This is a genomic window from Microbacterium azadirachtae (assembly GCF_000956505.1).
Taxonomy (GTDB): domain Bacteria; phylum Actinomycetota; class Actinomycetes; order Actinomycetales; family Microbacteriaceae; genus Microbacterium; species Microbacterium azadirachtae_A.
The window spans coordinates 202,234-216,647 of sequence record NZ_JYIX01000036.1; the positions used below are offsets into that span (position 1 = coordinate 202,234).

The window sequence follows — 14,414 nt, forward strand, 5'->3', positions numbered from 1 at the left end:
GGTGGGTCAGTCCTCGAACGGACGGACCACGACCTCGCCCGAGGCGGTGCGCGAGACCTCCCAGCCGGTGTCGAGCTCGGCGATCGGCCGGCCCTCCAGCCAGGTGAGGGTCCACGTGCCGCGGAGCAGGTTCAGGACTCCGGTCTGCAGGCTCAGCGTGCCGCCGGCCACGCTCCGGGCCTCGGCGTCCGCGATTCCGGGGCGCAGGGCCGCGGGAACCGATGCGGGCGGCTCGGATCCGGCGGCCCAGCGCGTCCCGAGCTGCATCATGCCTCCACGGCCGGCGCGAGCTCGATCGCGGTGACGACGAGCTCCTCCGCCTCGACGAAGCCGAGCTCGGTGATCCGGCCCACGGCGCGGAGATCGTCGGCCGCGGCCTGGAGCGCCGCGATGTCGGCTGCGGGGGCGGCGATCGTCGCGGACGACACGGGGGTCTTCTGGGAGGCCTTCGCCTCGGTCTTCGCCCGGCGGATGCCGATCAGCGCCTTGCTCGACGTCGCGAGGATCGCGGGGTCGCCTTCGCCGCCGCGAGGCTCCGGCCATGCCGCGTTGTGCACCGAGCCGTCCTCGAACCAGCTCCACGCCTCCTCGGTCGCGAACGAGACGACCGGCGCGAGCAGGCGCAGCAGGCTCGACAGCGCGAGGCGCAGGGCGAGCGCCGCGGAGGCCTGACCCACGTTCGTGCGGTCGTAGGCGCGCTCCTTGACGAGTTCGAGGTAGTCGTCGCAGAACGTCCAGAAGAACGCCTCGGTGATCTCGAGCGCGCGGGCCTGGTCGTAGTTCTCGAACGCAGCCGTCGCGTCGCGCACCACGCCGTCCACGGTCGCGAGCATGGACGCGTCCAGCGCGTGCGTGATCTCTGCGCCCTCGGGAACGGGGAATGAGAGCACGAACTTCGCCGCGTTGAGGATCTTGATCGCGAGGCGACGGCCGATCTTCACCTGCGTCGGGTTCTGCGGGTCGAAGGCGGCGTCGGCGCCCAGGCGGCTGGAGGCGGACCAGTACCGCACCGCGTCGGATCCGTGCGTGTCGAGGATGTCGGCCGGCGTGACCACGTTGCCCTTGGACTTGGACATCTTCTTGCGGTCGGGGTCGACGATGAATCCGCTGATCGCGGCGTTGCGCCACGGGGTGCGGCCGTCCTCGAGGGTCGAGCGCAGCATGGTGGAGAACAGCCAGGTGCGGATGATGTCCTGGCCCTGCGGGCGCAGGTCCATCGGCGACACCACGTCCCACAGCTCGGCATCGCGCTCCCAGCCGCCCGCGAGCTGCGGGGTGAGCGACGAGGTCGCCCAGGTGTCGAGGATGTCCGCCTCGGCGTCGAAGCCCCCCGGCACACCGCGCTGCTCGGCGGTGTAGCCGGCCGGCACCTCGCTGGTCGGATCGATCGGCAGGCTCGCGTGATCGGGCGTCAGCACACGGTCGTAGTCGCGCTCGCCGTTCTCGTCCAGGGCGTACCAGAGCGGGATCGGCACGCCGAAGAAGCGCTGCCGGGAGACCAGCCAGTCGCCGGTCAGGCCGCCCACCCAGTTCTCGTAGCGGACGCGCATGAACTCGGGGTGCCAGTTCAGCTCGGCGCCGTGGGCGATCAGCTGGTCGCGGAGGTCCGCATCGCGGGCGCCGTTGCGGATGTACCACTGCCGGGTCGACACGATCTCGAGCGGGCGGTCGCCCTTCTCGAAGAACTTCACCGCGTGGTTGAAGGGCTTGCCGACGGCGGTCATCGCGCCGGTCTCCTGGAGCTTCTCCACGAGCGCCTTGCGGGCCGAGAAGACGGTCTTGCCGGCCATGTTCTCCACGTACCACGCGGCCGCGTCCGCGTCGCCCACCGAAGCGGGGGCGTCGGGGAGGAAGCGGCCGTCGAGGCCGATCGTGGTCATGTTCGGCAGGTCGCGCCCGTCGGTCGTGCGCAGCTCGCGCCACCACACGATGTCGGTCACGTCGCCGAACGTGCAGACCATCGCCGCTCCCGTGCCCTTGTCGGGCTGGGCGAGGTGGTGGCCGTGGATCTCGATGTCGGCGTCGAAGAAGGGCGTACGCACCTTCGTGCCGATGAGGTGCTTGTACGGACCCTCGGGGTGGGTCACGATCGCGACGCATGCGGGCAGCAGCTCGGGACGGGTCGTCTCGATCGTGATGTGGCCCGAGGCGTCCGCGAAAGGGAAGTCGATGGTGTGGTACGAGGCCTGCTGGTCGCGGTCCTCGAGCTCGGCCTGCGCGATCGCGGAGCGGAAGTCCACATCCCAGAGGGTCGGCGCGAGGGACTGGTAGGCCTCGCCGCGCTCGATGTTGCGCAGGAACGCCAGCTGGCTCTGGCGGATCGACTCGTTCGAGATCGTGCGGTAGGTCTGGGTCCAGTCGACGCTCAGGCCGAGCTGGCGGAACAGCGCCTCGAAGTGCTTCTCGTCCTCCTCGGTGAGCTTCTCGCAGAGCTCGATGAAGTTGCGACGGCTGATGGGGAGCTGGTCGGCCGCGCGGGAGGACTTGTTGTCTCCTCCTTCGAACGGGGGAGTGAAGTCGGGGTCGTAGCCCAGGGAAGGGTCGCAGCGCACGCCGTAGTAGTTCTGCACGCGGCGCTCGGTCGGCAGGCCGTTGTCGTCCCAGCCCATCGGGTAGAACACGTTCTTGCCGCGCATGCGCTCGAAGCGCGCCTTGATGTCGGTGTGCGTGTAGGAGAACACGTGGCCGATGTGCAGGCTGCCGCTCGCTGTCGGCGGCGGGGTGTCGATCGAGAAGACGCCGTCACGGCCGCTCTGGGCGGCCCGGAGGCGGTCGAAGAGGAACGTGCCATCCGTCGACCAGCGCTCACCCCACTTCGCTTCGAGGCCTTCCAGCGCCGGCTTGTCGGGAATCGGGTTCGCCTGTGACATGGGTCTCTCCTCGTGCGATGTGTGCGGCACCGTGTGAGCGTGCCTGAGTGTGGGGTGTGGCGACAGTCTACCGGGCAGGCCCTTGCGCCCGGCCACCGATAGATCCACCCTGTCCACAAACCGGTAGCCTGGAGTGTCCCGCACTCAGCACCCCTCACCGCACCCCGAGGATCCTCATGCCTTCTCCGCTTCGGCGTCGACTCCTGCCCCTCACCGCGCTCGCCGCGGCCGCCGCGCTCGCGCTCAGCGCCTGCTCCGCCTCGACCGGATCCGGATCCGGATCCGGAGATGCGAACGGCGAGATCGTCTGGGGCGTCGACGGCAGCCTGCTGTCGTCCGGGAAGATGGATCCGCAGACCAGCCAGCTCGACGTGACGGCGATGGTTCAGCGCGCCGTGCTCGACTCGCTCGTCTTCCAGAAGGCGGACGGATCCTTCGTGCCGTGGCTCGCGAAGAAGTGGGAGGTCTCCGCGGACGGCACCGCCTACACGTTCCACCTGCGCGACGACGTGACGTTCACGGACGGCGAGACCTTCGATGCCGCCGCCGTGAAGGCCAACTTCGACCGGATCGCGGATCCTGCGACCAAGTCGGCGCAGGCCGCGAGCATGCTCGGCGGCGAGCTGTACAAGGGCACGGAGGTGATCGACCCGACCACGGTCAAGGTCTCCTTCTCGCAGCCCTATGCGCCCTTCCTGCAGGCGGCGAGCACGGCGCAGCTCGGCTTCTACGCGCCGAAGGTGCTCAAGGAGCACTCCGCCGACCTGGCCGCGGGCGGCAAGGACGTCACGGTCGGCACCGGTCCGTTCCGGATCTCGTCGTACACGCCGGATCAGGAGATCGTGTACACCCGCAACGCGAAGTACGCGTGGGCCCCCGAGGGGGAGAAGGCGCCGGCCTTCAAGACCCTGCGCGTCCAGATCCTGCCGGAGGCGTCCGTGCGCAGCGGCTCCGTGTCGTCGGGTGAGATCGATCTCGCCTCGCAGCTGCCGCCGAACCTCGTGTCGCAGGTCAAGGGATCCGCGACCGTGAAGTCCGTGCAGGTGCCAGGGCTCCCGTACTCGCTGTTCCTGAACGAGAAGAACGGGGTGTTCGCCGACCAGAAGGTGCGCGAGGCGTTCACCCGTGCGATCGACGTCGACACCGCGGTGGACAAGATCTTCTTCGGCCAGTTCCCGCGCGCGTGGAGCATCCTCGGCCCGACCACTCCCGGCTACGACAAGAGCCTCGAGAAGAGCTGGCCCTTCGACAAGGAAGCCGCGAACAAGCTCCTCGACGAGGCGGGGTGGACGCAGCGCGGAGCCGACGGCATCCGCACCAAGGACGGACAGCGGCTCACCGCGAACTGGATCGCGTGGACCCCGGTCTCCGACGACCACGCCGCACTCGCGAACGCCGTGCAGTCCGACCTCAAGGCCGTCGGCTTCGAGGTCACGCGCGAAACGCTCGAGCCCGGCGCGTACAACGCGAAGTACGGTCCCAAGACGTTCGACATCACGGACTGGGACTTCTCCGGGGTCGACCCCGACCTGCTGCGCAGCCACCTCGCGACGGACGGCTTCCAGAACGCGTCCTCCGTGAGCGATCCGAAGCTCGACCAGCTCCTGAAGGAGGGCATCGCCACCACCGACGCGGCGAAGCGCGCCGACGTCTACGCGCAGATCCAGAAGTGGAACGCGAAGGACGACGCGATCGTGCCGCTCTACGTCACCTCGGCGATCACCGCGGTCGGCGACAAGGTCGCGGGCCTCGGCTTCGACATCTACGGGCGGCCGCTGTTCTTCGGCGCCAGCGTGAAGTGAGCGCGGTTCGCGGTATCGTCCGCTCGTGAGGGATCGTCCGGGGCAGTCGCCGACGAGCGTCTCGCCGCGATCCGGCGCACTCCTGCGCCGGATCGGCGGTGCGGCGCTCTCGCTCGTGCTCGTGCTGTGGGGCGCGGCGACGCTTTCGTTCCTCGCGTTCCGCGTGCTGCCAGGCGACCCGGTGAGCGTCATGCTCGGTCCGCAGGCCCAGGTGAGCGAGGCCGTCAAGGCCGGGATCAGGGCGGACCTGGGACTGGACCGACCGATGTGGCAGCAGTATCTCTCGATGCTGGGGGACCTGCTCCGCGGGGATCTCGGCACGTCCTACCAGCTGCGGATGCCGGTGAGCGAGGTGATCGGGCGTCAGCTCGGCGCGACGCTGCAGCTCACGGCCGTCGCCCTCGCGATCGCCGTGCTGCTCGCGCTCGCCGGAGTGCTGATCGCGCGCCGACCGCTCGCCCGCGGGCTCCTCGCGGCGGCCGAGCTGATCGTGCTGTCCTCGCCGGTGTTCTGGATCGGGCTGCTGCTGCTCACCGTGTTCGCCTTCGGGCTGGGCTGGTTCCCCGTGGCGGGCTCACGGACCGGAGCCGGCCTCGTGCTGCCGGCGGTCACCCTCGCGCTGCCCGTCGCGGCCCTGCTCGGCCAGGTGCTGCGCGACGGCGTGGAGGCGGCGGAGCGCCAGCCCTGGGCGCTGAGCGTTCGCGCCCGCGGCGCGGACCACACCAGGCTGACGCTGCGGCACACCCTGAGGCATGGCTCGCTCGGGGCGATGACGCTGAGCGCGTACCTCGTCGGATCGCTGCTCGGCGGCGCGGTGCTCGTGGAGACGGTGTTCGCCCGGCCCGGCCTCGGCCGGGTGACGCTCGCGGCGATCACGGGCCGCGATCTGCCGGTCGTCACCGGGATCATCCTGTTCAGCGCCCTCGTCTTCGTGATCGTGAACACGCTCGTGGAGCTCGCCGCGCCGTTCCTGGATCCGCGGCTGCGCACTTCGGCCACGCCCGTCGCAGACGCCGCACCCGCGCGTCCGGAGGCCGGTCGATGAGGCTGCTGCGTCGCATAGTGCTCGCGCTCGCCGTGCTGGTGCTGGCGGCGGTCGTGATCGCCGCGCTCGCGCCGGGGCTGCTCGCCCCCGCCGATCCGCTGCAGACCCACGTGCGCGACGCGTTGCTGCCGCCCGGTCCAGGGCATCCGTTCGGCACCGACCAGAGCGGGCGCGACGTGTACGCCCGCGTGGTGCACGGTGCAGGGCGCTCGCTCGGCATCGGCGTCCTGGCGACGGGACTGGCCCTCGTGGTCGGCCTGGTGATCGGCTCGCTCGCCGGGGTCTCGCCGCGGCCGGTGGACGCGGTGCTCATGCGGACGAACGACGTGCTGATGGCGTTCCCGGAGTTCCTGCTGGCGCTCGTGGTCGTCGCGATCCTCGGTCCAGGCATAGCCAATGTCGCGATCGGAGTGACGCTCGCCGCGATCCCCGTGTACGTGCGGCTCGCCCGTGCCCAGACGCAGGTGCTGCGCCGCGCCGAGCACGTGGAGGCGGCGCGGATCCTCGGCGTCGGACCGTTCACGGCCTTCCGCCGGCACGTCGCACCGGGCGTGCTCGGAGCGCTCAGTGTGCTCGCGACGATCGGGCTCGGATCCAGCATCCTCGCCGCCGCCGGTCTCAGCTTCCTGGGTCTCGGGCCCACCGAGCCGTCTCCGGAGTGGGGGCTCATGCTCGCGGGCGGGAGGAACGTGCTGGGCCAGGCGTGGTGGATCGCCGTGTTCCCCGGACTCGCGATCACCCTGACCGTGCTCGCGGCGACATTCCTCGGTCGCACGCTTCGCGCCCGTGCCGAGGGGAGGAGCGCATGAGCGCCGCGGAGTCCGGGGGCGTTGGCCCGCCGGGTCCCGGCCCTTCCTCCCCACTCGCTCTTCGGCCTGCGCTTCTCGTGGAGGGGCTGCGGATCGGCATCGACCGGCGGGTCCTGGTCGACGACGTCTCGTTCGCGGTCGCGCCGGGGGAGTGCGTCGCGCTGGTCGGGGAGTCGGGGGCGGGGAAGTCCCTCACCGTTCGCGCCCTGCTCGGCCTGCTTCCGGAGCATGCCGATGTCTCGGCGGAGACCCTCGAGGTGGACGGCGTCGATGCGAGGAGGCTGCCCGAACGCGAGTGGCGCGCGCTGCGGGGAGCGCGCATCGCCCTCGTCTCGCAGGACGCCCTCGTGTCCCTGGATCCGCTGCGACGCATCGGCGCCGAGGTCGCGGAACCGCTCGAGATCCACGGATCCCTCACCCGCGCAGAGCGCGCGGATCGCGTGCGCGAGCTCCTCGCCGACGTGGCCATGCCGGATCCCGAGCGACGAGCCAGGCAGCGCTCGCACGAGCTGAGCGGAGGGCTGCGGCAGCGGGCGCTCATCGCGAGCGCGCTCGCCGCGGATCCCGCGGTGCTGATCGCGGACGAGCCGACCACGGCGCTCGACGCGACCGTGCAGGCCAGGGTGCTGGCGCTGCTGCGCGGGATCGCCGACGACGGCACCGCGGTGGTGTTCGTCAGCCACGACATGGCGGCGGTGCGCAGGATCGCGGACCGCGTCGTGGTGCTGCGGGACGGACGCGTGGTCGAGCAGGGACCGGCTTCCGAGCTGCTCGCCGTACCGCAGGACGCCTACACGCGGGAGCTGGTGCTCGCGTCCTCGCGGACTCCGCGCACCCCGCCCGCGGGGGATGCGCCCGTGCTCGCCACGGTGACCGGAGTCGGGAAGAGCTTCGATCGTCCGGTGCTGCGCGATGCGTCCTTCGTGCTGCGCAGTGGACGGACTCTCGGCGTCGTGGGGGAGTCCGGATCAGGGAAGACCACGCTGGCGCGGATCCTGCTCGGCGTCGAGCGTGCCGACACCGGCACGGTCGCATGGGCCGGCGGCGTGCGACCGCGGATCCAACTCGTGCATCAGAACCCGCTGGGCGCGTTCGATCCGCGCTGGACGATCGGACGATCGCTGCGGGAGGCGCTCGCGGCCGGCGGCGTCCCCCGCGGGCTACGGGCGTCGCGCGCCGACGCTCTGCTGGGCGAGGTCGGACTGGATCCGGCGCTCGCGGGCCGGCGTCCCGCGGCGCTGTCGGGCGGGCAGCGCCAGAGGGCCGCGATCGCGCGCGCGCTCGCCGCGGATCCCGAGGTGCTGGTGCTCGACGAGCCGGTGTCGGCGCTGGACGCGACCGTGCGCGCGCGGATCCTCGCGCTGCTGGATCGCCTGCAGCGCGACCGCGGACTGACCATGCTCCTCGTCTCGCACGACCTCGGCGTGATCGCTTCGGTCGCGGACGACCTGCTCGTGATGCAGGACGGGGCGATCGTCGAGCAGGGTCCGGCCGCGCAGGTCCTCGACGCTCCCCAGCACCCCTTCACACGCGAACTGCTCGCCGCCTCCGATCCCTCCGTCTGAGCGTGCCCTCTCCTATCCTCCGAGTCGTCCCCGTGAGCGGAGCCCACAGCGTGCGCTGATGGGGACGACTCGGAAGTAGGAGGGTCAGTCCTGGACGTCGATGCCGGCGGTGCGGGCGAAGACCGGGGCCAGCAGCTCGACCTGCCGGGAGGACAGGGTGGTGCCGCGCAGCGAGGTCACGTCGAGGAACGCCAGGGCGTCGAGACCCCGCAGGTCGAGGGCGTCCGCCCGAAGGCCGCGGGTATCGACCTCGTCCGCGCTGCTGCGCTCGAACCGCACCCGGGTGACCGTGGCCGCGGGGACGTCCACGGTCACGAGCGTGCAGTCCGCGATGAGCGAATCCTGGATCTTCGCGGCAGCGAGGGAGAGGTAGTCGATGCGGGCATGCTCGATGATCAGCTCGGCGACGTGCGCTCCGGACAGGTCGAGCGTGCCGATCCTGCCACCGGCGATGCGGAGCCGGCGGATCGTCGCGTCCTTGAGCGACAGCACGGGCGTGCGCGCATCCACGATCTCCACGTCCAGCAGGGTGGCGCCGGCGAGGTCGACGCGGTCTGCGGCGCCGGACAGCGAGCACTGCTCGAACTGCGCATGCGCGAGATCCTCGGTCAGCGGGATCCGCAGGCCGATGTGGTCGCCGTGACGGCGTCCCGCTCCGTCGTCGAGCTCGTCCGGCAGATCCGGCGGCGAGACGCGGGGCGGCTGGGGGCGTTCGGTGCTGCGGGCCATGCCATGACCTTAGGGCCGGTCGCCGACAGCGCTTCATCGTTCGATGCCCTACACGCCCGCCGGAGCGGACGCGGATCCGGCGGCGTTAGACTGGACGGCACGAGCATCGATCCGGCCATCACCGAGGAGCTCTCGGAAGAAAGCTTCGACCAGCTCAGCGCATGCACGACCGGCTGAGCGACCGGAGCAAGTAGAACCGAGCGGGGCAGGCCCGTCACAGCCGCAGTGAGAGTGGCAGTTCGGCCTCTGGACAGGCTCAGGGACCGAACCGCACGCGAGGTGGTACCGCGGTCCCCATTGCCGGAACGGCACAGGGATCGTCCTCGCAGCAGCATCCGCCCGCCACCGACACTGCGAGATACGATGACCTACCCGCGCACGTCCTCCGCCGGATCCTTCGGCCCCGCCGCCGACGCCCTTCGACAGGCACAGGGACCGATCTCCCCGAGCCCGCGCTTCCCCGAGATCGAACGCGACGTGCTCGCGTTCTGGGAGGCCGACGACACCTTCCGTGCCTCGATCGCGCAGCGCGAAGGCGCAGAGGAGTGGGTCTTCTACGACGGCCCTCCGTTCGCCAACGGCCTGCCGCACTACGGCCATCTCCTCACCGGGTACGCGAAGGACCTGTTCCCGCGCTTCCAGACCATGCTCGGCAAGAGGGTGGACCGCGTGTTCGGGTGGGACACGCACGGCCTTCCCGCCGAGCTCGAGGCGATGAAGCAGCTCGGGATCACCGAGAAGGACGAGATCGAGCAGATGGGGATCGACGTCTTCAACGCGAAGGCGCGCGAGTCCGTGCTCGCCTATACGCACGAGTGGCAGGACTACGTCACCCGGCAGGCCCGCTGGGTCGACTTCGAGCGCGGCTACAAGACCCTCGACCTCGGCTACATGGAGAGCGTGCTCTGGGCCTTCAAGACCCTGCACGACAAGGGCCTCGCCTACGAGGGCTACCGCGTGCTCCCGTACTGCTGGCGCGACGAGACGCCGCTCTCGGCGCACGAGCTGCGCATGGACGACGACGTCTACAAGGAGCGCCAGGATCCGTCCGTCACCGTGAGCTTCCCGCTCGCGGGGGAGAAGGCCGCCGCCCTGGGACTGGAGGGCGTGCGCGCACTGGCGTGGACCACGACCCCGTGGACCCTGCCGACCAACCTCGCGCTCGCCGTGGGGCCGGAGATCGTCTACGCCGTGCTGCCGGTGGGGCCGAACGGCGCGTCCGAGGGCGCGCAGGGCGACCGCTTCCTGCTCGCGCGGGATCTCCTCGGCGGCTACGCGAAGGACCTGGGCTACGAGAGCGCTGAGGACGCGCTCGCCGCGGTCTCCGCGACGGTGACCGGCGCCGAGCTCGGCGGGGTGACCTACGAGCGTCTCTTCGAGTACTACGCCGACACCGAGACCTGGGGCACGCAGAACGCCTGGCAGATCCTCGTCGACGACTACGTGACCACGAGCGACGGCACGGGCATCGTGCACCAGGCGCCCGCCTACGGTGAGGACGACCAGCGCGTCGCCGGCGCGGCGGGGATCCCCACGATCCTGTCGCTCGACGAAGGCGGCCGCTTCCTGCCGAACGTCACCGACGTCGCCGGCGAGCTCTGGATGGACGCGAACACGCCGCTCGTGCGCCTGCTGCGCGCGAACGGCCGCCTGCTGCGCCTGCAGAGCTACCTGCACTCGTACCCGCACTGCTGGCGCTGCCGCAACCCCCTCATCTACAAGGCGGTTTCCAGCTGGTTCGTGCGGGTCACGGACTTCAAGGACGACATGCTCGCGAACAACGAGCAGATCACCTGGGTGCCGGAGAACGTCAAGCACGGCCAGTTCGGCAAGTGGCTCGAGGGTGCGCGCGACTGGTCGATCAGCCGCAACCGGTACTGGGGATCCCCGATCCCGATCTGGAAGAGCGACGACCCCGAATACCCGCGCGTGGACGCCTACGGATCCCTCGCCGACATGGAGCGGGACTTCGGCCGGCTGCCGCGCAACACCGAGGGCGAGGTGGATCTGCACCGCCCGTTCATCGACGAGCTCACCCGGCCGAACCCGGACGACCCCACCGGCAAGAGCACGATGCGCCGCATCGAGGACGTCTTCGACGTGTGGTTCGACTCCGGATCCATGCCGTTCGCGCAGGTGCACTACCCGTTCGAGAACCAGGAGTGGTTCGACTCGCACTCGCCGGCCGACTTCATCGTCGAGTACATCGGGCAGACCCGCGGCTGGTTCTACCTCATGCACGTGCTGTCGACCGCGCTCTTCGACCGTCCCGCGTTCACCGGAGTGAGCTGCCACGGCATCGTGCTCGGATCCGACGGCTACAAGATGTCGAAGTCGCTGCGCAACTACCCGGACGTCTCCGAGGTGTTCGATCGCGACGGATCCGACGCGATGCGCTGGTTCCTGATGTCGAGCTCGGTGCTGCGCGGCGGCAACCTCTCGGTCACCGAGGAAGGGATCCGCGCGGGCGTGCGCGAGTTCATCCTGCCGCTGTGGAACTCGTGGTACTTCTTCGCGACCTATGCGAACGCCGCGGGCGGCCCCGACGGCGCCGGCTACCAGGCGCGCTGGCGCACGGACTCGACCGACGTGCTGGACCGGTACATCCTGGCCCGCACGGGAGACCTCGTCCGCGGCGTGCAGGAGGACCTCGAGGGCCTCGACTCGACCACGGCCGCCTCGCGCCTTCGCGACTTCGCCGAGGTGCTCACGAACTGGTACATCCGCCGGTCGCGTGACCGGTTCTGGGTCGGCATCGACCCTTCGACCGGCTCAGGGACCGATTCGGGCACCGAGGCCTTCGACACGCTGTACACCGTGCTCGAGACGCTGACCCGCGTGGCGGCTCCCCTCGTGCCGCTCATCGGCGAGCGCGTGTGGCAGGGACTCACCGGCGGGCGCAGCGTGCACCTGACCGACTGGCCCGACGCCGAGCTGTTCCCGCACGCGGATGACGTGCGCGACGCGATGGACGCCGTGCGCGAGCTGTCCAGCGTCGGCAATGCGCTGCGCAAGAAGGAGAAGCTGCGCGTGCGGCTGCCCCTGGCGCGTTTCACCGTGGTCACCCCTCAGGCGGACGCCCTGGCGCCGTTCGAGGACATCCTCCGCGATGAGCTCAACGTCAAGGCGGTCGAGCTCGTCGCGCAGGGCGAGGCCACCGCGGCCGAATACGGCATCAGCCACCGCCTGAGCGTCAACGCCCGTGCCGCGGGCCCGCGCCTCGGCAAGGAGGTGCAGCGCGTCATCCGCGCCGCGAAGGACGGCTTCTGGACCGAGGAGGACGGGGTGGTGACGGCAGACGGCATCGCCCTGGAGCCGCACGAGTACGAGCTCGCCCTGGAGACCACGGGCCGGCCGGAGGGCGAGGCGCTCGCCGTCGTCCCGACCGGCGGCTTCGTGCTGCTCGACACCGCCACCACGCCCGAGCTCGAGGCGGAGGGCCTGGCACGCGACGTGATCCGCGCCGTGCAGGACACCCGCAAGAACGCCGGGTTCGACGTGAGCGACCGCATCCGCCTGCAGCTGCGCTTCGAGGACGCCGAGGACGCCGCGGCGGTCCGTGCGGCGTTCGCCGTCGCCGGCGTCGCCGAGGAGACGCTCGCCGTCGAGGCGGACGTCGTGGAGGCGGGTGTCGAGCTCGCCGCCGCCGAGTTCGTGGCGGACATCGACAACGGCACCTACGCCAACCGCGGCGGCTTCGCCGTCGCCGTGAGCCGGATCGGAGACGCATCGTGCGATGCGCTGAGCGAGCGGAGCGAGACGAAGTGACAGATGACCGGGAGCGCGCGGACGCGGTCTACTCCGCGCTCATGGAGCGCGCCGGGGAACGCTGGGTGCAGCCCCGCAAGGAGCGCACGGCGCGCCTGCTCGAGCTCATGGACGACCCGCAGAAGACCTACCGCGTCGTGCACCTCACCGGCACGAACGGCAAGACGTCGACCGCGCGCATGATCGAGAGCCTGCTGCGCGCGCACGGACTGCGCACCGGCCTGTTCACGAGCCCGCACCTCGAGCGGTTCACGGAGCGGATCATGATCGACGGCGAGCCCATCGCCGACGCCGCCGTGGCCGACGCGTGGGAGGAGATCGAGCCCTTCGTGGGCATCGTGGACGCCGAGCTCGAAGCCGCGGGCGATGCGCCGCTGACCTTCTTCGAGCTGCTCACCGTGCTCGCCTTCGTGGCCTGCGCGGACGCTCCGATCGACGTGCTCGTGCTCGAGGTCGGGATGGGCGGATCCTGGGACTCCACGAACACGGCCGACGGGGACGTCGCGGTGTTCACGCCGATCGACCTCGATCACGCCGACCGCCTCGGCGACACGATCGCGAAGATCGCCGAGGTGAAGGCCGGGATCATCAAGGACGGCGCCGCCGTGGTCTCCTCGCGGCAGACGCCGGAGGCCGAGGCCGTGCTGCGCCGCGTCGCGACGGAGCGCGGTGCGAGCATCGCGTTCGAAGGTCAGGACTTCGCCCTCGTCGAGCAGCGCCTCGCCGTCGGCGGTCAGCAGCTCACCGTGCGGGGGCTCGCGGGGCAGTACGCCGAGGAGTACCTGCCGATGTACGGCGAGCACCAGGGCTTCAACGCCGCTCTCGCGATCGCCGCCGTCGAATCGCTCATCGGGGGAGCGCAGCACGCGATCGTGGGTGACGTGCTCGCGGAGGGCCTGACGGGCGCGACCTCGCCGGGCCGCCTGCAGCTGCTCGGCATCGCGCCGACCGTGATCGTCGACGCCGCGCACAACCCGCATGGCGCGCGAGCCCTCGCGGCTGCGCTGAAGGACAGCTTCGACTTCGACGAGTGGGGCCTCGTGCTCGGCGTGCTCGGCGACAAGGACGCGACGGGCATCGTCGAGACGCTGCTGCCCTCCGTGGAGCACGTGTTCGCGACCGCTCCCGATTCCGACCGCGCGAGCGACCCCGATGCCCTCGCCGACCTGGTGGAGCGCGCCCGCGGTCGGGCCACCGTGCACCCGACCCTGACGGAGGCGGCGGACGCCGCGCGCGAATGGGCGGCCTCGGCCGACCGCCGCGCGGTGATCATCGCCGGATCCGTCGTGCTGGCGGGCGAGGCGATCTCGCTCTCCGCCGCCGAGGACTGGAAGAGCGGATGGCGCGCGTGACCGACGAGACCGCATCCGGATCCGCCACCGCGAAGCCGCGCCGGGCCCGCCCGCCGCGCGGCCTCGCCCAGAAGCTCGGATCGATCATCCTCGCGTTCGAGGCGATCGTCGTGGGCCTCGCGGGGCTGACCGTCTTCGGTTTGAAGGCACTCGGCCCGGGCATCGAGCCGTGGTGGGGCATCGTGGGCGGCGCCGTCGTCGGCGTCGCGATGCTCGTCGCGGCAGGGCTGATGGGCAGCAGAGCCGGAATCGTGATGGGATGGATCCTGCAGGTCATCGTCCTGCTGTCCGCCATCCTGGTGCCCGCGATCCTGCTGGTCGCGATCGTCTTCGGCGGCATGTGGGCCTACGCGATGATCGTGGGCGGACGCGCAGACCGCGCCGCCCGCTCGGCCGGCGCTTCGCTGCCGTCCGCGGCCCCCGCCGCCCCCGACTCCTCCACCGACACCCCTGGAAACGACCACAGAGAGTGAC

Annotated in this window: 10 protein-coding genes; 7 read left to right on the forward strand and 3 right to left on the reverse strand. The window is 70.9% G+C overall.

The window, feature by feature from the left end; genetic code table 11:
• Positions 1–6 precede the first annotated feature (6 nt).
• Together RS86_RS12320 and valS are read right to left on the reverse strand one after the other, a co-directional pair.
• Positions 7–270 (reverse strand): hypothetical protein, encoded by a 264-nt coding sequence (locus RS86_RS12320; RefSeq protein WP_374954847.1) that lies wholly within the window; start codon positions 268–270, stop codon positions 7–9.
• Positions 267–2,870, reverse strand: coding sequence for a valine--tRNA ligase (valS, locus tag RS86_RS12325; RefSeq protein WP_045272546.1), 2,604 nt, complete (start codon positions 2,868–2,870; stop codon positions 267–269). Before valS ends, RS86_RS12320 begins: the two co-directional genes overlap by 4 nt.
• Positions 2,871–3,046: 176 nt before the next feature.
• Between valS and RS86_RS12330 the strand changes: the two genes are divergently transcribed.
• From RS86_RS12330 to RS86_RS12345, 4 genes are read left to right on the forward strand one after another with little or no spacing between them, the layout of a single operon-like run.
• Positions 3,047–4,672, forward strand: a complete 1,626-nt coding sequence (locus RS86_RS12330; RefSeq protein WP_045272547.1) for an ABC transporter substrate-binding protein — start codon at positions 3,047–3,049, stop codon at positions 4,670–4,672.
• 25 nt (positions 4,673–4,697) lie between these two features.
• The gene (locus RS86_RS12335; protein ID WP_082076749.1) at positions 4,698–5,717 is read left to right on the forward strand and encodes an ABC transporter permease; all 1,020 of its coding nucleotides are present in this window, start codon (positions 4,698–4,700) and stop codon (positions 5,715–5,717) included.
• Complete coding sequence (locus RS86_RS12340; RefSeq protein WP_045272548.1) at positions 5,714–6,526, forward strand: ABC transporter permease; 813 nt, start codon at positions 5,714–5,716, stop codon at positions 6,524–6,526. Before RS86_RS12335 ends, RS86_RS12340 begins: the two co-directional genes overlap by 4 nt.
• Positions 6,523–8,091, forward strand: a complete 1,569-nt coding sequence (locus RS86_RS12345) for an ATP-binding cassette domain-containing protein (RefSeq protein WP_082076750.1) — start codon at positions 6,523–6,525, stop codon at positions 8,089–8,091. Before RS86_RS12340 ends, RS86_RS12345 begins: the two co-directional genes overlap by 4 nt.
• Positions 8,092–8,175: 84 nt before the next feature.
• Here the strand turns inward: RS86_RS12345 and RS86_RS12350 are convergent, their stop codons facing one another.
• On the reverse strand, positions 8,176–8,820 hold the full coding sequence (locus RS86_RS12350; protein ID WP_045272550.1) for a pentapeptide repeat-containing protein: 645 nt from the start codon (positions 8,818–8,820) through the stop codon (positions 8,176–8,178).
• A gap of 363 nt (positions 8,821–9,183) precedes the next feature.
• On the opposite strand from RS86_RS12350, the gene ileS reads away from it, so the two are divergent.
• The 3 genes from ileS to RS86_RS12365 are packed head-to-tail and all read left to right on the forward strand — an operon-like array spanning position 9,184 to position 14,413.
• Positions 9,184–12,588, forward strand: a complete 3,405-nt coding sequence (gene ileS, locus RS86_RS12355; RefSeq protein WP_045272551.1) for an isoleucine--tRNA ligase — start codon at positions 9,184–9,186, stop codon at positions 12,586–12,588.
• A gap of 41 nt (positions 12,589–12,629) precedes the next feature.
• Positions 12,630–13,940, forward strand: a complete 1,311-nt coding sequence (locus RS86_RS12360; protein WP_045272654.1) for a bifunctional folylpolyglutamate synthase/dihydrofolate synthase — start codon at positions 12,630–12,632, stop codon at positions 13,938–13,940.
• Complete coding sequence (locus tag RS86_RS12365) at positions 13,928–14,413, forward strand: DUF4233 domain-containing protein (RefSeq protein ID WP_045272552.1); 486 nt, start codon at positions 13,928–13,930, stop codon at positions 14,411–14,413. The genes RS86_RS12360 and RS86_RS12365 overlap by 13 nt, the downstream gene beginning before the upstream one ends.
• Position 14,414: the final 1 nt, after the last annotated feature.